Here is a 17,448-nt window from a genome sequence, read left to right as displayed (position 1 = left end):
GGGTGGGGTGACAGCCTCTCGTCCTGGGGATCGACTAACCTCCGGCACGGTTGCGCTCTGCCATGGAGGGAAGAAGTCGACTTGGCGTAGTGAAGCCGGGGTGGGGCACTTCTGCGTAGCTGAGCTTCCGTGCCTGCGTCGCCCTCACCCCGACCCTCTCCCGCAAGCGGGAGAGGGGGCGCGCCTCGCCGGGCTGCGCTGCTGTCCCACGCCGCTGGCGCCACATTCAGCGCCAGCGGTTTCTGAGCCCCAGTCCCTGCTTTTGCACGGCAATGCCGATTGACGCCGGGCTCAAGTGATTGTTATGATCTATAACTATTCTGCACAGGACGTAATAAGTGCTCACAGGAAACGCTCAGGCCGCGACGCTCGCGGACCCGTCGACGCTTGTCGTCGATACCGTCGGCCCCGTGCTGACGATCGGTCTCAATCGCCCCAAGAAACGCAACGCCCTCAATGACGGGCTGATGGCGGCGCTGAAGGACTGTCTCACCGACATTCCGGATGAGATCCGCGCGGTGGTGATCCACGGCATCGGCGATCACTTCTCGGCCGGCCTCGACCTCTCCGAACTGCGCGAACGCGACGCCACCGAAGGGCTGGTGCATTCCCAGACCTGGCATCGGGTGTTCGACAAGATCCAGTACTGCCGGGTGCCGGTGATTGCGGCGCTGAAGGGCGCTGTGATCGGCGGTGGGCTGGAGCTCGCCTGCGCGGCGCATATCCGCGTCGCCGAGGCGTCCGCCTACTACGCGCTACCCGAGGGCAGCCGCGGCATCTTCGTCGGCGGCGGCGGCTCGGTGCGGTTGCCGCGGTTGATCGGCGTCGCCCGGATGGCCGACATGATGCTGACCGGGCGCGTGTATTCGGCCGCCGAGGGCGTCATGCACGGCTTCTCGCAATATCTGATCGACAGCGGCTCAGCCTACGATAAGGCGCTGGAGCTCGGCAATCGCGTCGCGCAGAATGCGCCGCTGACCAATTTCGCGGTGCTGCAGGCGCTGCCGATGATCGCCGAGGCCAATCCGCAGACCGGCCTGTTGATGGAATCGCTGATGGCGACCGTGGCGCAGAGCGACCAGGAAGCCAAAACGCGGATACGCGCTTTCCTCGATCACAAGACAGCCAAGGTTCGGCCGAGCTGAACGGAGCCGTGATGGACGCCATGACCGATCCCATTGCATTCGCCGCTATTGCCGACGGGCGTGACGCGGCTCACCCGCTGCGCGATATCTCGTTCGGCGAGATCGGCATCGCCACCGAGCGCAAGCCGGACGGCACGATCTACGTGCGCTCGACCACCACGCTCACCGACTATCCGGTGCGGATCACCGACCGGCTGCATCATTTCGCCGAGATGGCGCCGGATCGCGTGTTCATGGCCGAGCGCAACGGCGAAGGCGGCTGGCGCAAGATCAGCTATGCTGAGATGTTGCGCGCCGCGCAGACCATCGCCTCGGCGTTGATCGCGCGCGGACTGTCGGCCGAGCGGCCGGTGATGATCCTGTCCGGCAACTCGATCGACCATGCGATCGTGATGTTCGGCGCGCTGTACGCGGGCGTTGCGATGTGTCCGGTGTCGCCGCCGTATTCGCTGGTGTCGAAGGATTACGGCAAGCTGCGCCACATCGTCGGGCTTCTGACCCCTGGCCTGATCTTCGCCGACGACATCACGGCCTTCGCGCCCGCGATCCTCGCCACCGTGCCAGAGGATGTCGAACTCGCTGCCACGCGTGGCGAGGTGAAGGGGCGCAAGGTGACGTCGCTCGCCGAACTGCTGGCGACGCCGGAGCATCCTGAGCTGGCCGCCAAGCACGAGGCGATCGGCCACGACACGATTGCGAAGTTCCTGCTGACCTCGGGATCGACCGGCAATCCGAAAGCGGTGATCAACACCCAGCGGATGATCTGCGCCAATCAGGTGATGATCCGCGAGGCGATGGCGTTCCTGAAAGACGAGCCGCCGGTGATCGTCGACTGGCTGCCGTGGAATCACACCTTCGGTGGCAACCACAATATCGGACTGACGTTGTTCAACGGCGGCTCGATGTATATCGACGACGGCAAGCCGACGCCGGCCGGGATCGCCGCCACCATCCGCAATCTGCGCGAGATCGCGCCGACGGTGTATTTCAACGTCCCGAAGGGCTACGAGTCGCTGCTGCCGGTGTTGCGCGAAGACCAGCAGCTCCGCAAATTGTTCTTCAGCCGCCTGCACGCGATGTTCTTCTCCGGCGCCAGCCTCGCGGCGCACGTTTGGAGCGGGCTCGACGAGGTTGCGGTGGCGGAGATCGGCGCGCGGGTGCCGATGCTCACCGGCCTTGGCGCCACCGAGACTGCGCCGTTCTTCATGTCGGTGACGCCGCAGACATCGCGGTCGGGCCATGTCGGTCTGCCGGTGCCGGGCAACGAGGCCAAGTTGGTGCCGAACAACGGCAAGCTCGAAGTCCGCGCCAAGGGGCCGAACATCACGCCCGGCTATTGGCGCGCTTCGGAGTTGACCGAGAAGGCGTTCGACGAGGAGGGCTTCTACAAGCTCAACGACGCGCTGAAGCCGGTCGATCCAAACGATCTTTCGAGGGGATTCGATTTCGATGGCCGCATCTCGGAGGACTTCAAGCTGGCGTCGGGCACCTGGGTCAGCGTCGGTCCGCTGCGCGCCAAGTTCATCGCTGCCTGCGCACCGCTGGTGCGCGACGTGGTGATCGCCGGGCTCGACCGCGATTACGTGACCGCGCTGGCGATCCTTGATCCCGACGGCTGCAAGCTGATCAACGCGACGCTGCCGTTGGAGGATCTGGCCGGAATGGCATCTGATCATCTGATCCGCGAGGCGTTCCGCGAGCGCTTCGCCACGCTGCTGACGCAGGCGACCGGCTCGTCGAACCGCGTCACCCGCGCCGTGCTGCTCGGCGAGCCGCTGTCGATCGATAAGGGGGAGATCACCGACAAGGGCTCGGTCAACCAGCGCGCCGTGCTGGAATATCGTGCCGCGCTGATCGCAGACCTGTACGCCGATCCGCCGCCCGCGCATGTGATCGCGCTGGAGTAGGATCAAAACTCAGCGTTCGTCATTCCGGGGCGCGGACGCAGTCCGCGAACCCGGAATCCCGAGATGATCTGTGCAAGAGATTCCGGGTTCGCCGCTGCGCGGCGCCCCGGAATGACCAACTGAGAGCTAGGCGACTGTCGATGTTCACCAACCGCCGTGAGGTACAGATCCAGTGGGGCGATTGTGACCCGGCGGATATTGTGTACTACCCGCGTTACTTTGCGATGTTCGACGATTCCACCTCGGCGCTTTTTGTCGCAGCCGGATGCTCGAAACGCGACCTGATCAAGGTCTATGGTCTGGTCGGGATTCCGATGGTGGACACCCGCGCCAAGTTCTACATCCCCTCGACCTATGGCGATGTGATCAGCATCGAAAGCCGGATCGAGCGGTTCGGTCGTTCCAGCTTCGAAGTGGTGCACAAGCTCTTCAAGGGCGAACAGCTGGCACTCGAAGGCTTCGAGACGCGGGTGATGGTCGGCCGCCATCCGGACGATCCAGGCCGGCTGAAATCGGTGCCGGTGCCCGAGGAGGTGAAGGCGAAATTCATGCGGGGCTGACTCGCCGCCGGTGATGCCGTAAACAAGACGACAAGATCGCGCCGAACACGGCCGATGCCATAACAGAGGGAGGAGGAGAACGTGACCAAGTTCAAGCTATCCGCTACGGCGATCGCCGTGGCCCTCGCGTTGCCGGGATTGTCCGGTGCCGCTCTTGCCGAGACCAACGAAATCACCATCGGTATCACCGTCACCACCACGGGACCTGCGGCGGCTCTCGGCATTCCGGAGCGCAACGCGCTCGAATTCGTGGCGAAGGAAATCGGCGGCCATCCGCTCAAGGTGATCGTGCTCGACGACGGCGGCGATCCCACTGCCGCCACCACCAACGCGCGGCGTTTCGTCACGGAGTCCAAGGCCGACGTGATCATGGGCTCGTCGGTGACGCCGCCGACCGTGGCGGTCTCCAACGTCGCCAATGAAGCGCAGGTGCCGCACATCGCGCTGGCGCCGCTGCCGATCACGCCGGAGCGCGCCAAGTGGTCGGTGGCGATGCCGCAGCCGATCCCGATCATGGGCAAGGTGCTCTACGAGCACATGAAGAAGAACAACATCAAGACCGTCGGCTACATCGGCTATTCGGACTCCTATGGCGACCTGTGGTTCAACGACCTGAAGAAGCAGGGCGAGGCGATGGGCCTGAAGATCGTCGCCGAAGAGCGCTTCGCGCGTCCGGATACGTCGGTCGCCGGGCAGGTGCTGAAGCTGGTCGCCGCCAACCCCGATGCGATCCTGGTCGGTGCCTCCGGCACCGCCGCGGCGCTGCCGCAGACCTCGCTGCGCGAGCGCGGCTACAAGGGCCTGATCTATCAGACCCACGGCGCGGCCTCGATGGACTTCATCCGTATCGCCGGCAAGGCGGCAGAGGGCGTGCTGATGGCGTCGGGTCCGGTGATGGATCCGGAAGGTCAGGATGCCAGCGCGCTCACCAAGAAGCCCGGCCTCGAGCTGAATTCGGCATATGAAGCCAAGTACGGCCCGAACAGCCGCAGCCAGTTCGCGGCGCACTCGTTCGACGCCTTCAAGGTGCTGGAGCGGGTGGTGCCGGTGGCGCTGAAGACCGCCAAGCCGGGCACGCAGGAATTCCGCGAAGCGATCCGCAAGGCACTGATCAGCGAGAAGGACATCGCGGCGAGCCAGGGCGTGTACAGCTTCACCGAAACCGATCGCTATGGCCTCGACGACCGTTCGCGCATCCTGCTGACGGTGAAGGACGGCAAGTACGTGATGGTGAAGTAGTCTCATCGCGCCGGCGGCATCCCGCCTGCGCCTTGCGAAGCCGGCCTCCGTGCGAGGCCGGCTTTTTGCTGCGCGAGGGCAGCCGTTGCGACCTCAAGAGGTTCGTCCTGCACCGCAGAAAAATGGGGTACCGCCTTAGCGTCGCGTTAAGGCTGATGCTTCGAATTGCGCGGAGTTAACGTGACCGGCGCGCGTCCTCTGGTAGGAGTACCGGGGTTCAACGGACTTCGCGCGGCGGAACGCCGTGCATCGGGCCCGACGGCGGCCGAGGCGGTTACGCTTCCGTGCCGGCACGGCCCCAGCAACGGTGATTGATGCCGAGCCAGATCGTCTCGCAGCGTGATGTGATCCGCTACACCGCGGGCCGGGTGGTAGCCGCAGCCGGGATTACGGCGATTGTCACCATCATCTTTCTGATTTCCGATCTCGGCACCGATTGGCACGCGACCGTCGAGGTCGGCGCTGTGGTGAAGGCGTCGCTGGTGGTGGCGCTCAGCATCTCGACCACGCTCTCCGGCGCGATGGCGTATCGGTCGGCCCGTCTGATGCGGCAACTGACCTCGACCCGCGCCGAGCTGATGCGGATGTCGCGCACCGATCCTTTGACCGGCCTCCTCAACCGGCGCGGCTTCGACGAGGCGGCGGCGACCCAGCTCGCGCAGGCGAATTTCGCCGGGCAGCCGGTGGTGGCGATGATGTGCGACCTCGATCGCTTCAAGGCGATCAACGACCATTATGGCCACAACATCGGCGACCGCGTACTCGCCGAGGTCGGCGACATTCTGCGCCACTTCGCCGCGCCGCGCGGCATGCTGATCGCTCGCCACGGCGGCGAGGAATTTGCCGGCCTGATGGTCGGCGTCAGCGACGAGCAGGCCAACGATTACGCGCTCGAACTGTGCCGGCTGTGCGCCACCGCTGTGGCCTGCGACGGCCGGCTGGTGGCGGTGACGATGAGCTTTGGCCTCGCGGCCTATCGCGGCGGTGAACTGTCGGCGCTGATGCGGCGCGCCGACCTCGCGCTGTATCGCGCCAAGGATCTCGGCCGCAACTGTGTGGTGCTGCTCGACGACGGCGACGCCTTGCCGATGGCGTCCGCCGAACCGTCAGGCGGGGTGCGAGAAGCCGAGATAGCTCGCGACCACCGCCTCGTTGCGCGCAACCTCTGAGGCCGGCCCGTCGAGCACGAATTCGCCGAGCTCCATCACATAGGCGCGATCGGCGATCGCCAGCGCGGCCTTGGCGTTTTGCTCCACCAGCAGCACTGAAACCCCGGCTTCGCGCAGTTCGCCGACGATGCGGAAGATGTCCGCCACGATGATCGGCGCGAGGCCGAGGCTCGGCTCGTCGAGCATCAACAGCTTCGGCGCGCCCATCAGCGCGCGGCCCATCGCCAGCATCTGCTGCTCGCCGCCGGACAGCGTGCCGGCGAGCTGCTTGCGCCGTTCCTTCAGCCGCGGGAACAGGCCATAGACCCGCTCCTGCGATTGCGCGGCGATGTTCTTGGCAATGCGGAACGCGCCGAGTTCGAGATTGTCCTCCACCGTCATGGTGGCGAACAGCTCGCGATGTTCGGGCACCAGCGACAGCCCGGCGGCGACACGGTCCTCGATGTCGAGCCGCGCGACGTCGATGCCGTCGAAGGTGACGCGGCCCTTCAGCGGCAGCACGCCCATCGCGGCGCTGAGCAGGGTGGTCTTGCCGGCGCCGTTGGCGCCGACCACGGTGACGATCTCGCGCGTCCGCACCTCGAGCGACACGTTCCGCACCGCCTCGACCTTGCCGTAGGACACCGAGACGCCGGACACCGAAAGCAGGGCGGTCATGCCAGCGCTCCGAGATAGGCTTTGATCACGTCCGGATTGGTCTTGATCGCGTCTGGCGTGCCTTCGGCGATCCTTGTGCCGAAGTCGAGCACGACGATGCGGTCGGCGAGGTCCATCACGAAGCCCATGTCGTGTTCGACCAGCAGCACCGACATGCCGCTGTCCTTGAGCTGACGCAGCAGCGCGGCGAGCCGCTGCTTTTCCATGTGGCGCAGGCCAGCCGCCGGCTCGTCCAGCAGCAGCAATTCCGGATCGGCGCACAGCGCACGCGCGATCTCGACGATGCGCTGCTGGCCGAGCGAGAGCGAACCCGCGAGCTGGTCGATCTCCGCGCCGAGTCCGACGCGCTCGATCTGCCGCGCAGCTTCGGCGAGTAGCTTGGCCTCGTCGCCGCGATCGAACCGCAGCATGCTGGTGATCGCGCCGGAGCGGCCCCGCAGGTGCGCGCCGATCGCGACGTTCTCCAGCACGGTCATGTCCGGCACCAGCTTGACGTGCTGGAAGGTGCGGGCGATGCCGAGCTTCACCACCTCCTGCGGCGGGGTGTTGTCGACCGGCTTGCCGTGTACTTCGATCCGGCCGCCGGTGGTGGTGAGGATGCCAGTGATCAGGTTGAAGGTGGTCGACTTGCCCGCGCCATTGGGGCCGATCAGCGCGACGATCTCCGCGGCGTTGACGTCGAACGACACGTCGTTGACCGCAACCACGCCGCCGAACTGCTTTCGCGCGCGCTCGACCTTCAGCAGCGGCGCGGTCGCGGAGCCGCCGCCCCGTTCACGCGCGGGCAAGCCGCCGGCATTGCCGGTGACGGCGCGCCGGAATTTGACCGGTACCAGATTGGCCAGCCACGGCCACACACCGCCGGGCGCAAGCTGCAGCAGCACCACCAGGAGGATGCCGAACACGATGATCTCGAGCTGGCCCTGGCCGCCGAACAGCAGCGGCAGATAGCCCTGCAGCACTTCCTTCAGGATGATGACGATCGCCGCGCCGAGCACGCCGCCCCAGACATAGCCTGCACCGCCGACCACGGCGATGAACAGATATTCGATGCCGGCCTGCGGCCCGAATGGCGTCGGGTTCACGTTGCGCTGGAAGTGCGCGTACAGCCAGCCCGACAGGCCTGCCAGCACCGCCGCATAGATGAACACCAGGAGCTTGGCGCGCGCGGTCTGCACGCCGAAGGCTTCGGCGGCGACATGGCCGCGGCGCAGCGCGCGGATGGCGCGGCCGGTGCGGCTGTCGAGCAGGTTCATGGTCAGCACCGCGCTGATCAGCACCATCGCCCAGATCACGAAGTAGATCGTGTGCGGATCGTACATGTCGATCGGGCCGATCGACAGCGGCGGCACTCGCGAGATACCGTCGTTGCGGCCGAGGAAATCGAGCTTGCTGAACAGATAGTATAGCGCGATGCCCCAGGCGATGGTGCCGAGCGGCAGATAGTGGCCCGAGAGCCGCACCGTCATCAGCCCGAGCAGCACCGCTGCGATGCCGGCGACCACCAGCGAAGCGGGCAGTGCCAGCCACGGCGACAGGCCGTACACCGTGGTGATGTAGGCGGTGGTGTAGGCGCCGAAGCCGCAGAACGCGGCCTGGCCGAACGAGGTGAGCCCGCCGACGCCGGTGAGCAGCACCAGGCCCATCGCCACCAGCGCGGCGAGGCCGATATTGTCGAGCAGCACGATCCAGAACGGCGGGATGCCCGGGATCAGCGGCAGCGCCGTCATCACGGCGGCGAACAGGAGAATCGGCAACCAACGCGGCATCACGCTCAGTCCTTCTCTTCTTCGACCGCGGGCGCGGCAAGCGAGCGCAGCACCAGCACCGGCAGGATCAGCGTGAAGACGATGACCTCCTTGTAGTTCGAGGCGTAGAACGAGGAGAAGGACTCGACGATGCCGACCACGATCGCTGCGACGGCGGTGAGCGGATAGCTGACCAGGCCGCCGATGATCGCGGCGACGAAGCCCTTGAGGCCGATCAGGAAGCCGGTGTCGTAATAGAGCGTGGTGATCGGCACGATCAGGATGCCGGAGATCGCGCCGATCACCGAGGCGAGCAGAAACGCGATCTGGCCGGAGAGCGAAGTGCGGATGCCGACCAGCCGGGCGCCGAGCCGGTTGACCGCGGTTGCGCGCAGCGCCTTGCCGTAGCGGGTGTAGCCGAAGAACAGCCACAGTGCCGCCATCAGCGCCAGGGTGATGCCGTATACGGCCAGGCTCTGGCCGGTGAAGATCAGCGGGCCCGCGCTCAGCGTCACGTCGGACAGCGGTGGGCCGCGCAGACCTTCGGCACCGAAGAACACCAGGCCGAAGCCTTGCAGCGCCAGATGGCAGCCGACCGAGGCGATCAGCAGCACCAGCACCGAAGTGTGGGCCAGCGGCTGGAAGGCGATGCGATACAGAAACAGCCCGATCGCGGCGACGATCAGCAGCGACAGCGCGATGTTGATGGCGACGCCCGGCTTATGCGCCGGCAGCCACGTCGCCAGCGCCAGCACAACTGCCGGGAAGGCGATATAGATCAGCGCCGCGCGCGCCACCTTGGCGAGATGCAGCGACTTGCGGGCGCTGAACAGCTCGAAGCCGAACGCGACCAGCCCCATCACCAGCGCCAGTTGTGCGGTGCCGGGGACGCCGCCGGCCGACAGCGTCGCGTAGGTCAGAGCTCCGAATGTGATGAATTCGCCCTGGGGAATCAGGATCACCCGGGTGACGGCAAAGACCAGCACCAGCGCCAGCCCGAGCAGTGCGTAGATCGCGCCGTTGGTGATACCGTCCTGAACCAGGAACAACAGAATCGTGGTGTTCACGCGAACGTCCCCTCCCGCGAAGGCACGTCGTTGCGCGCCTCCATCCGCCGGCAGTTGAATTCTGCTCAGGCTATTTGATATGGTGCATAACAATTATCGATTATAAGCTCAAGGCCCCGCGAGGCGTTCGCGGGGACCTTAGCGAACAGGATCACGAGCCCGGCGATGCCCGCATCGAAAACCGCCGTCGCCAAGCCGGTACGAGGCGCGCGCAAGGAGCCGCCGGTCGAGAGTGCCGCCGAGGCCTCCGAGCTGATGATGGGCGAACTGTCGGAGCTGCTCGGCTACGCGCTGAAGCGCGCCCAGCTCCGCGTGTTCGAAGACTTCCTGCATTGCGTCGCCCCGGTGCAGCTCACTCCGGCGCAGTTCTCGGTGCTGTTGCTGCTCGACGCCAATCCCGGCCGCAATCAGACCGAGATCGCCACCACGCTCGGCATCCTGCGGCCGAATTTCGTGGCGATGCTCGATGCGCTGGAAAGCCGCGGCCTATGCGTCCGCACCCGATCGCCGAGCGATCGCCGCTCGCACATTCTGATGCTCACCGACAAGGGCCGAGCCACGCTGGCGCGCGCCAAGAAGCTGGTGGCGACCCGCCACGAAGACCGGCTGACCGAACTGCTCGGCCGCGACAATCGCGACGCTTTGCTGTCGATGCTCGCCACCATCGCGCGCGAGTTTTAAACGCGCCGGCGATCAGCTCTTTTTGAAGCAACGTTTGTCGTTCCCCGGGCAGGGATCGACCTCCTGGACCGAGGCGGTGATCGAGTTGAGCTCGATCGCCGCGCGCTTTCGCTTCGCCACCAGGAAGCGGTCGACGAAGGCGACCGAGGTCGCCTTTAGGGTCACGACGGCTTCGGCGCGTTCGGCGCGCGCGATGAAGTCGTCGGCTTCCTCAGGCGTCAGCGAGCGGCAGAACCGCACGACCACCGCGGCCGGCGACACGTAGCGGGTGAATGGTCCGGCCGCTTGCTTCTTGGCGGCCGGTTTCGCCGCAGACGTTTTCTTGGCCTTCGACTTCGCCGGTGTGGTCGCCATCATCGTCCCCCTTGATCATTGGGCAGGGTACAGTTGCAGCTCACGACGCTTCATCTGATCGATTGCGATCACGGCGAGGACTTCGGACGGCGTACCGCCGCCGGTCACGCGGTCGCCGACATACAGGGTTTGTGATCCGCCGGTCTTGCGCACGGCAGCGGTCGGAGGGCCGCCGCCGCGCGGCGCGGTGAACAGATAGGTCCGCATCGTGGCGAGATCGGCGGCCTCGTTGCCCGCAAGTGCTAGCGCAATCGCGACCTGATGCACGTCGCTGCGCTTGGCGCTAGCCGTCAATTGCGCGTCGGCGAGATCTAACGCGGTGGTGACGCGCGTAAAAACCACGCTTGGCGTGGCACTGGCGTTCAGCGTGGTGGTGAACACCAGCTTGTCGGTCATCGCCGGCACCGCGCCGTTGTTGCTGCCGGCGAGGTTGCCGAACAGCGTCAGCTCGATGAAATCCTTGACCAGCTTGTCGACGCCGATCCGGCCGGTGATCGGATAGATGTAGTTCGCCGCGACGATCTGGCCGTTGCAGTAGCTACCACGCGAGGGATCGTTCAGCGTCTTGAGCAGATATTCGAAGGTGTCGGTCACCGTGAAGGTACGCTGGTTGCTGCGCTTGCGCAGCGCGCCGGCGCCGACATTCAGCCTGAACACGTGCTCGGGCAGCACCCGCAATAGGTTCGCCTGCGAGGTCAGGTCGTTGTCTTCGGTGATGTTGAGATCGAAATTATACGCGACGCCGGTTCTGTAGAACGTCCGGATCAGCGTCCTGACCTTGTCGTAGGCGCGGCCGGGAAACAGCTCGGGACCGAACTTGCTAGTCGCCTCGCGGTTCTGGGCGTAGGTGGCGCTGAGCTGCTGGGCGATCGGATCGCCGCTCTGGGCGAGCTTGTCGACCCACGCGATCACCACCGTCTGAACCGCGTCGCGGGTTTCGCAGCGGATGCGCTTGACGATGTCGGGCGTATCGACGCCGGAGAAATCCTCCGGCAGCGGGTGGATCGCGCACCCGGTCAGCACCAGCAATGCGATGGCAGCCGAAACGATGCTCTTCCACATCGCGTGCCTCGGGCAATCACTCGAACAACGACAAACGGCAAACCGAAATACGCGCCGACTATACGCCGGCGCTGTGCCGTGTCTGTTGTTTCGGTGCAACTATGAGGCGAATTCACCCGGGCGATAGCGTTACGGGAGTACTTCCCGGCGTTCGGCGAGGCGGGCGTCGAGGGCGGCGCGCTTGTCGGACAGCAGGCCGTTATCGGCGGCTTCGATCACCTCGTACAGCTCACGGGCATCGGCGAGCCGGGTGACGGTGACGTAGTCCGCGCCCGCCTGATACATCGCGTCGACATCGGCCAGCAGATCGGCGGTGGCGACGATCTGCGCGTTGGGATTGAGCGCGCGGACGTGGCGCACCAGCCGCTCGTTGGTGGCGCCCTTCAGCAGCGAGTCCGGCACGCTGAGAATGATGATCTCGGCCTTGGCGACACCTGCATGCAGCAGCGTGTCGACATTGCTGATGTCGCCGTAGATCACGTGCATCCCGCGCTCGGTGAGGGTGCGGTACACCATCGGGTTGAAGTCGATCACGCTGATCTGCTTCAGCAGCTCTGGCGTATGCTGCTCGATCTCGCTGACCAGCGCGCTGGCGGCGCGGAAGAAGCCGAGGATGACGATGCGATGCACCGCGCCGTGGCCGGCCTCTGCGGCGGCTTCGGCGCCGCTCTGCTGCTGGCCGAGATCGCGGAAGCCGAATTTGGTCAGCGTCCCGATCGCGCGGCGGGTGATCGGATCGCTGCGCATGATCACGAAGGTCGACAGCACCGCCAGGAGCACGAAGGCGAACGACGCCGCGCTCGCGGTCTGGGTGCCGATGTGGCCGGCGGCGACGCCGGTCTGGATCACCACCAGCGAGAATTCACTGATCTGCGCGAGGTTCAGCGCCGGCAGCAGGCTGGCGCGCAGGCCCTGCTTCATCAGATACAGCGGCAGGAAGGTGGTGAGCAGCCGGCTTGCCAGCGTGAACACCGCAATTGCCAGCGCCAGCCCGATCACCGAGCCGTTCGGGATCGGGATCGTCATGCCGAGCGCGACGAAGAACAGTGTGATGAAGAAGTCCCGCAGCGTCGTCACCTTGGCGGTGACGTCGAGCGCGTAGGGGAAGGTTGACAGCGACACGCCGGCGACCAGCGCGCCCATCTCGCGCGACAGATGCAGCCGCTCGGCGATTTCGCCGATCAGGAAGCACCAAGCCAATGCGCCGAGCAGCACCAGTTCGGGCGTGCGCGCGATGCGGTGAAACAGCCAGGGCAGCACGTAGCGCGACAGCGCCAGCGCAGTCGCGACCAGCGCGACGACCCGCGCGATCGACAGCAGCAGCACCGAGATCTGCAGGTCGGCGAGACTTGGCTGCACCGCCAGGAATAGGATCGCGAAGATGTCCTGCAGCACCAGGATGCCGAGCGTGATGCGGCCGGGCAGGGTGTCGAGCTCACGCTTCTCGTACAGCACCTTGACGATGATCACCGTCGACGACAGCGCGCACGCCACCGTCAGGTACAGCGCGTCGAAATGGCCGCCGCCGAGGCTGAGCCCGATGCCGACGAAGAACGCGAGGCCGAGCAGCACCCCGCCGGCGATCTGTCCGCCGGCCGCGACCAGGATCACGGGGCCTGCGCGGATGATCTTCTTCAGATCGATCTCGAGACCGATCATGAACAGCATGAAGATCAGCCCGAGCTCGGAGATCACCGAGATCGAGTTCTCGGATTTCACCCAGCCAAGGCCGAATGGACCGATGACGAAACCGCCGATAAGGTAGGCGAGGATCAGCGGCTGACGGAAAAAATGCGCCGCCAAGCCGAGCAGCCAGGCGAACAGGATGCTCAGCGTGATATCGCCAATCAGTTCGTGCATGCACCTTCCGCCGTGGAATGCCTTGGCGCGAACACTAGAGGGACAGCCATGCTGAGACAACGCATCGGGAGCCGGGCTCGCGGAACGAGACGCCACCGCTCCGGCGCGCTCGTGATTCTCTGCCTGACATGCCTGATTCTGTCGGCTGGCGCACCGGCTTTGGCTCAATCACCTACCCCGCGCGACATCGCCAAGACGTTCGCGGGCTCGCTGACCGCGCTGCCGAGCGAACCCTTGACCATCGGCGGCTCGATCTATGTGCCGGCCTATTCCAGCGTCTGGATCAACCAGGGTGGGGCGCGGGCGGATTTTTCGGTGACGCTGAGCATCCACAACGCCTCCGAGACCAAGCCGCTGGTGATCAAGCGGATCGCCTATTACGACGGCGCCGGTAAAATGGTGGAGAGTCATCTCAAGGAGCCGGTGGCGCTGAAGCCGTTTGCCACTATCGAGGCGTTCGTCGCGACGCTCGACACCCGCGGCGGAACCGGCGCCAATTTTGTGATCGACTGGGCCGCGGCCGGCGAGATCGCCGAGCCGGTCACCGAAGCGCTGATGATCGGGACCTTCGCCAACGGCCATTACGCGTTCATCTCGCAGGGCCGGCCGATCCGCACCTCCTCCGGCCGCTGAGCCGGGACTGCTATGGGGTAGCCACGCGATATCTCTAACCGGTAGCCCTGCACCCGGACGCTTCTCTTTATACCGCCTACGCGCTAGGTTCCCGGCTATCGCGGCAACCAGGGCAGGGCGTCATGGACAAATCCGAGACGGACGATCTGCGCGCCCGTGGATGGTGGACCGGCCTTGCGATCGCGGTGCTGTTGCTCGGCCTGCCGCTGGCGGTGTGGCTCGATCTCACCAACCTTGCCGATGCAGCGCTGCGCCGGCAGGCGTCCGATCTGAATTCGGTGATCAAGAGCGTCCGTCACTACTACGCTGCCAATGTGGTCGGGCGCATCCTGTCCCATTCCGGGCAGGTCCAGGTGATCCACGACTACGAGAATGTGCCCGGCGCGATCCCGATCCCGGCCACGCTGTCGCTCGAGCTCGGCAAGGTGATCGGCGAGCAGCAGAGCAACATCACCTATCGGTTCGTCTCGGATTATCCGTTCGCCAATCGTGCGCCGCATCAGCTCGACGCCTTCGAGCGGGATGCGCTGGCGGCGCTGCGCAAGGATTCGAGCGAGAACATCGTGTCGGCCTCTGCTGGGCTGTTCAGCGACAGCGTCCGGCTGGTGTCGCCGGTGACGATGGCGCCGGCCTGCGTCGCCTGCCACAACAGCCATCCTGAAAGCCCGAAGCGGGATTGGAAGGTCGGCGACGTCCGCGGCATCCAGGAGGTGATGATCACCCAGCCGATCGCCGCCAATCTGTTCTCGTTCAAGTTCCTGCTGGCGTACTTCGTGCTGGCGGCGGTGTGCGGCGTATCGTTCCTGACGATGCAGCGCCGGCAGTCGCAGAAGATCCTGGCGATGAACCACGAGCTGGAGACCAACAACGACTTTCTGGCTTCGCTGTCGATGAAGATCTCGCGCTACATCCCGCCGCAGATCTACAAGAGCATCTTTTCCGGCCAGAAGGACGTCGTCATCCACACCGAGCGCAAGAAGCTGACGATCTTCTTCTCCGACATCCAGAATTTCACCGCCACCACCGAGCGGCTGCAGCCGGAGCTGATCACCCAGCTTCTCAACGAGTACTTCACCGAGATGTCGGAGATCGCGCATCGCTACGGCGGCACGATCGACAAGTTTATCGGTGATGCGATGCTGATCTTCTTCGGCGATCCGGAGACCAAGGGCGACCGTGCCGACGCGCAGGCCTGCGTGCGGATGGCCTGGGCGATGCAGCGCCGGCTATCCGAACTCAACGCCAAATGGCGCGCGGCTGGGATCGAGCAGCCGTTCCGGTCGCGGATCGGGATCAATGCCGGCTATTGCAACGTCGGCAATTTCGGCAGCGCCGACCGGATGGACTACACCATCATCGGCGCCGAGGCGAACCTCGCCGCGCGGCTGCAATCGATCGCCGAGCCTGGCGGAATCGTGGTGTCGTACGAAACCTATGCGCTGGTCAGCGACATCATCGACGCCCGGGCGCTGCCTTCGATCACCATGAAGGGCATCAGCCGTGAGGTGGTGCCATACGCCATCGATCACCTGCGTGACGGCAGCGAGGCATCTGCGGTGGTGATCGAGAAAATGCCGGGATTCGACTTCCACCTCGACACTGCAGCCGTCGCCGCAAACGATAGTGAGCGTGTTCGCTCAGTGCTGCTCCAAGCGCTGTCCTCGCTCGACCGCCGTCAGCCGAAGGCGGCGGAGTAGCAGGATCGATCCACAACAAAGGCCGTCATCGCCGGACTTGATCCGGTGATCCATCTTCCTTGATAAGGATGAATGCGTCGGCCTTCGCCGCGCCGGAGTGGCCATGGCGCCGCAGGCGGCGCAAGCCCGCGCATGACGGCGATTGTTAGCTGCGGCCTCTCGTGCGTCATTGCGAGGAGCGAAGCGACGAAGCAATCCAGGAGCTCAAGGCACGGAGAGCTCAAGGTCCGGAACTCCTGGATTGCTTCGCTTCGCTCGCAACGACGGAGAGGGGATGAACTAAACTAAGATCACCCGGATATCGTTGACGTTGGTGAGTGTCGGGCCGGTGATCAGCAGGTCGCCGGTCTGCGCGAAGAAGCCGGTGGCGTCGTTGTCAGTCAGATAGGCGGCGGGGTCGAGCCGCCGCGCGGCGATCTGCGCGAAGGTTGCCGCGTCGATCAGGGCGCCGGCGGGATCGTCGGCGTTGCCGGCGCCGCCGTCGGCGCCGTCGGTGTCGGCCGCGAGTGCGGCGATGTCGGGCAGGTCGGACAGCTGCTGCGCCAGCGCCAGCGCGTATTCCTGGTTGGGGCCGCCGCGGCCCTGGCCGCGCACCGTCACCGTCAATTCGCCGCCGGACAGGATCGCCAGTTTGCGCCCCGCAGCCCGCGCTTCGCGCGCGAGCTGGGCGTGCGCGGCGGCAACCTCGCGGGCTTCGCCTTCGAGATCGGCGCCGAGATCGGTGACCTCATAGCCGGCGTTGCGCGCAACTCGGATGGCCGCATCGAGCGACTGCCGCGGCCGCGCGATGATCTCGAACCGCGCGCGTGCGAACGCGGCATCGCCGGCCTTGACGCTCTCGTTGCGCTGATCGTTCAGTGCGGCGGCGACCGCCGGATCGAGCTGCAGATCATAGCGGGCCACCAGCGCGCGGGCATCGGCCAGCGTGGTCGGATCCGGTACGGTCGGGCCCGACGCGATCGCGGACGGCTCGTCGCGCGGCACGTCCGAGATCGCCAGCGTCACGATCTGCCCGGCATGCTGACCAGCGCGGGCGAGGCGGCCGCCTTTGATCCGCGACAGATGTTTGCGCACCGTGTTGACCTCGCCGATCGGTGCGCCGGAGCGCAGCAGCGCCCGGGTCGCCTGCTGCTTCTGCGCCAGCGTCACGCTCTCGGTCGGCGCGATCCAATTGGCCGAGCCGCCGCCGGATAGCAGCACGAGCAACAGGTCGTCCGGCGCCGCAGTGGCGGCGAGGTCGAGGCTGGCTTCGGCGCCCCGCACGCCGGCGGCATCCGGCATCGGATGGCCGGCTTCGATCACCTCGATGGCACGTGTCGGAACACGGTGGCCATGGCGCGTGGTGGCGATGCCGACCAGCCGCGACGGTTCCAGACCCAACGTGTCAAGGTAGTGCCGCTCGGCGGCGGCGGCCATCGCGGCGGCGCCTTTGCCGGCCGCGAGGCAGATGATCCGTCCGCGCGGCGCCGGCGGCAGCTCGGCGGCGAGAATGCGGTCGGGATGCGCGGCGGCAACGGCCGCATCGAAGATGGCGCGGAGCAGGGGGCGACGATCGGTCATGCCGCCAGTTGTGGCAGGCGCACTGCGGGGCGGCAAGACGGCGCGCGCGATGAATGAAAAAGCCCTCCGCGGTGATCGCGGAGGGCTGGTTCGTCGAGGCGAGCAGGAG

The 17,448-nt window shown here is 65.8% G+C and carries 15 protein-coding genes; 8 read left to right on the top strand and 7 right to left on the bottom strand.

Annotated elements, in window-relative coordinates; translation table 11 throughout:
* Positions 1–338: 338 nt before the first annotated feature.
* The 5 genes from DY467_RS17565 (at position 339) to DY467_RS17545 (ending at position 6,020) form a co-directional block, all read left to right on the top strand.
* Positions 339–1,145, top strand: coding sequence for a crotonase/enoyl-CoA hydratase family protein (locus DY467_RS17565; protein WP_164573293.1), 807 nt, complete (start codon positions 339–341; stop codon positions 1,143–1,145).
* 11 nt (positions 1,146–1,156) lie between these two features.
* Positions 1,157–3,052, top strand: coding sequence for a feruloyl-CoA synthase (locus tag DY467_RS17560; RefSeq protein WP_164637832.1), 1,896 nt, complete (start codon positions 1,157–1,159; stop codon positions 3,050–3,052).
* A 140-nt stretch (positions 3,053–3,192) separates the two neighbouring features.
* The gene (locus tag DY467_RS17555) at positions 3,193–3,612 is read left to right on the top strand and encodes an acyl-CoA thioesterase (RefSeq protein ID WP_107343757.1); all 420 of its coding nucleotides are present in this window, start codon (positions 3,193–3,195) and stop codon (positions 3,610–3,612) included.
* 81 nt (positions 3,613–3,693) lie between these two features.
* Entirely contained in the window at positions 3,694–4,851 is a 1,158-nt protein-coding gene (locus DY467_RS17550; RefSeq protein ID WP_164637830.1) for an ABC transporter substrate-binding protein, read from the top strand.
* Positions 4,852–5,165: 314 nt separating this feature from the next.
* Positions 5,166–6,020, top strand: coding sequence for a GGDEF domain-containing protein (locus tag DY467_RS17545; RefSeq protein ID WP_164637829.1), 855 nt, complete (start codon positions 5,166–5,168; stop codon positions 6,018–6,020).
* Here the strand turns inward: DY467_RS17545 and DY467_RS17540 are convergent.
* From DY467_RS17540 to DY467_RS17530, 3 genes are read right to left on the bottom strand one after another with little or no spacing between them, the layout of a single operon-like run.
* Positions 5,958–6,677 carry an ABC transporter ATP-binding protein gene (locus tag DY467_RS17540; RefSeq protein ID WP_164637827.1) on the bottom strand — a complete coding sequence of 240 codons (720 nt, stop codon included), beginning with the start codon at positions 6,675–6,677 and terminating at the stop codon, positions 5,958–5,960. The two genes, DY467_RS17545 and DY467_RS17540, sit on opposite strands and share 63 nt — an antisense overlap.
* The gene (locus DY467_RS17535; RefSeq protein ID WP_164637826.1) at positions 6,674–8,446 is read right to left on the bottom strand and encodes a branched-chain amino acid ABC transporter ATP-binding protein/permease; all 1,773 of its coding nucleotides are present in this window, start codon (positions 8,444–8,446) and stop codon (positions 6,674–6,676) included. Before DY467_RS17535 ends, DY467_RS17540 begins: the two co-directional genes overlap by 4 nt.
* 5 nt (positions 8,447–8,451) lie before the next feature.
* On the bottom strand, positions 8,452–9,492 hold the full coding sequence (locus DY467_RS17530; RefSeq protein ID WP_164637824.1) for a branched-chain amino acid ABC transporter permease: 1,041 nt from the start codon (positions 9,490–9,492) through the stop codon (positions 8,452–8,454).
* A 165-nt stretch (positions 9,493–9,657) separates the two neighbouring features.
* Here DY467_RS17530 and DY467_RS17525 point away from each other — a divergent pair, with 165 nt between their 5' ends.
* Complete coding sequence (locus tag DY467_RS17525; RefSeq protein ID WP_164637821.1) at positions 9,658–10,173, top strand: MarR family winged helix-turn-helix transcriptional regulator; 516 nt, start codon at positions 9,658–9,660, stop codon at positions 10,171–10,173.
* 12 nt (positions 10,174–10,185) lie between these two features.
* Here the strand turns inward: DY467_RS17525 and DY467_RS17520 are convergent, their stop codons facing one another.
* The 3 genes from DY467_RS17520 to DY467_RS17510 all read right to left on the bottom strand — a co-directional run bounded on the left by DY467_RS17520 (position 10,186) and on the right by DY467_RS17510 (position 13,449).
* Complete coding sequence (locus DY467_RS17520; protein ID WP_164637820.1) at positions 10,186–10,527, bottom strand: hypothetical protein; 342 nt, start codon at positions 10,525–10,527, stop codon at positions 10,186–10,188.
* A gap of 15 nt (positions 10,528–10,542) precedes the next feature.
* Complete coding sequence (locus DY467_RS17515) at positions 10,543–11,589, bottom strand: Y4kA family protein (RefSeq protein ID WP_164637818.1); 1,047 nt, start codon at positions 11,587–11,589, stop codon at positions 10,543–10,545.
* Between the two features lie 129 nt (positions 11,590–11,718).
* Complete coding sequence (locus DY467_RS17510; protein WP_164637816.1) at positions 11,719–13,449, bottom strand: cation:proton antiporter; 1,731 nt, start codon at positions 13,447–13,449, stop codon at positions 11,719–11,721.
* 48 nt (positions 13,450–13,497) lie between these two features.
* On the opposite strand from DY467_RS17510, the gene DY467_RS17505 reads away from it, so the two are divergent.
* Positions 13,498–14,082, top strand: coding sequence for a DUF3124 domain-containing protein (locus DY467_RS17505; RefSeq protein WP_164637844.1), 585 nt, complete (start codon positions 13,498–13,500; stop codon positions 14,080–14,082).
* A 122-nt stretch (positions 14,083–14,204) separates the two neighbouring features.
* Positions 14,205–15,779 (top strand): adenylate/guanylate cyclase domain-containing protein, encoded by a 1,575-nt coding sequence (locus DY467_RS17500; protein WP_164637814.1) that lies wholly within the window; start codon positions 14,205–14,207, stop codon positions 15,777–15,779.
* A 279-nt stretch (positions 15,780–16,058) separates the two neighbouring features.
* On the opposite strand, the gene DY467_RS17495 is transcribed toward DY467_RS17500, so the two are convergent.
* Positions 16,059–17,339 (bottom strand): glycerate kinase type-2 family protein, encoded by a 1,281-nt coding sequence (locus DY467_RS17495; protein ID WP_164637812.1) that lies wholly within the window; start codon positions 17,337–17,339, stop codon positions 16,059–16,061.
* Between the last annotated feature and the right edge of the window lie 109 nt (positions 17,340–17,448).

This window comes from Rhodopseudomonas sp. BR0G17 (assembly GCF_010907025.1).
GTDB lineage: Bacteria > Pseudomonadota > Alphaproteobacteria > Rhizobiales > Xanthobacteraceae > Rhodopseudomonas > Rhodopseudomonas palustris_H.
Note: the sequence above shows the minus strand (reverse complement) of the source record. Positions and strands in the feature narration are given on the sequence as shown.

Bases quoted from the DNA above. Each gene is read 5' to 3' on its own strand.
- DY467_RS17535 (WP_164637826.1), bottom strand. From the start codon at position 8,446: ATGCCGCGTTGGTTGCCGATTCTCCTGTTCGCCGCCGTGATGACGGCG.
- DY467_RS17540 (WP_164637827.1), bottom strand. From the start codon at position 6,677: ATGACCGCCCTGCTTTCGGTGTCCGGCGTCTCGGTGTCCTACGGCAAG.
- DY467_RS17500 (WP_164637814.1), top strand. From the start codon at position 14,205: ATGGACAAATCCGAGACGGACGATCTGCGCGCCCGTGGATGGTGGACC.
- DY467_RS17560 (WP_164637832.1), top strand. From the start codon at position 1,157: ATGGACGCCATGACCGATCCCATTGCATTCGCCGCTATTGCCGACGGG.
- DY467_RS17515 (WP_164637818.1), bottom strand. From the start codon at position 11,589: ATGTGGAAGAGCATCGTTTCGGCTGCCATCGCATTGCTGGTGCTGACC.
- DY467_RS17525 (WP_164637821.1), top strand. From the start codon at position 9,658: ATGCCCGCATCGAAAACCGCCGTCGCCAAGCCGGTACGAGGCGCGCGC.
- DY467_RS17520 (WP_164637820.1), bottom strand. From the start codon at position 10,527: ATGGCGACCACACCGGCGAAGTCGAAGGCCAAGAAAACGTCTGCGGCG.
- DY467_RS17555 (WP_107343757.1), top strand. From the start codon at position 3,193: ATGTTCACCAACCGCCGTGAGGTACAGATCCAGTGGGGCGATTGTGAC.
- DY467_RS17495 (WP_164637812.1), bottom strand. From the start codon at position 17,339: ATGACCGATCGTCGCCCCCTGCTCCGCGCCATCTTCGATGCGGCCGTT.
- DY467_RS17510 (WP_164637816.1), bottom strand. From the start codon at position 13,449: ATGCACGAACTGATTGGCGATATCACGCTGAGCATCCTGTTCGCCTGG.
- DY467_RS17505 (WP_164637844.1), top strand. From the start codon at position 13,498: ATGCTGAGACAACGCATCGGGAGCCGGGCTCGCGGAACGAGACGCCAC.
- DY467_RS17545 (WP_164637829.1), top strand. From the start codon at position 5,166: ATGCCGAGCCAGATCGTCTCGCAGCGTGATGTGATCCGCTACACCGCG.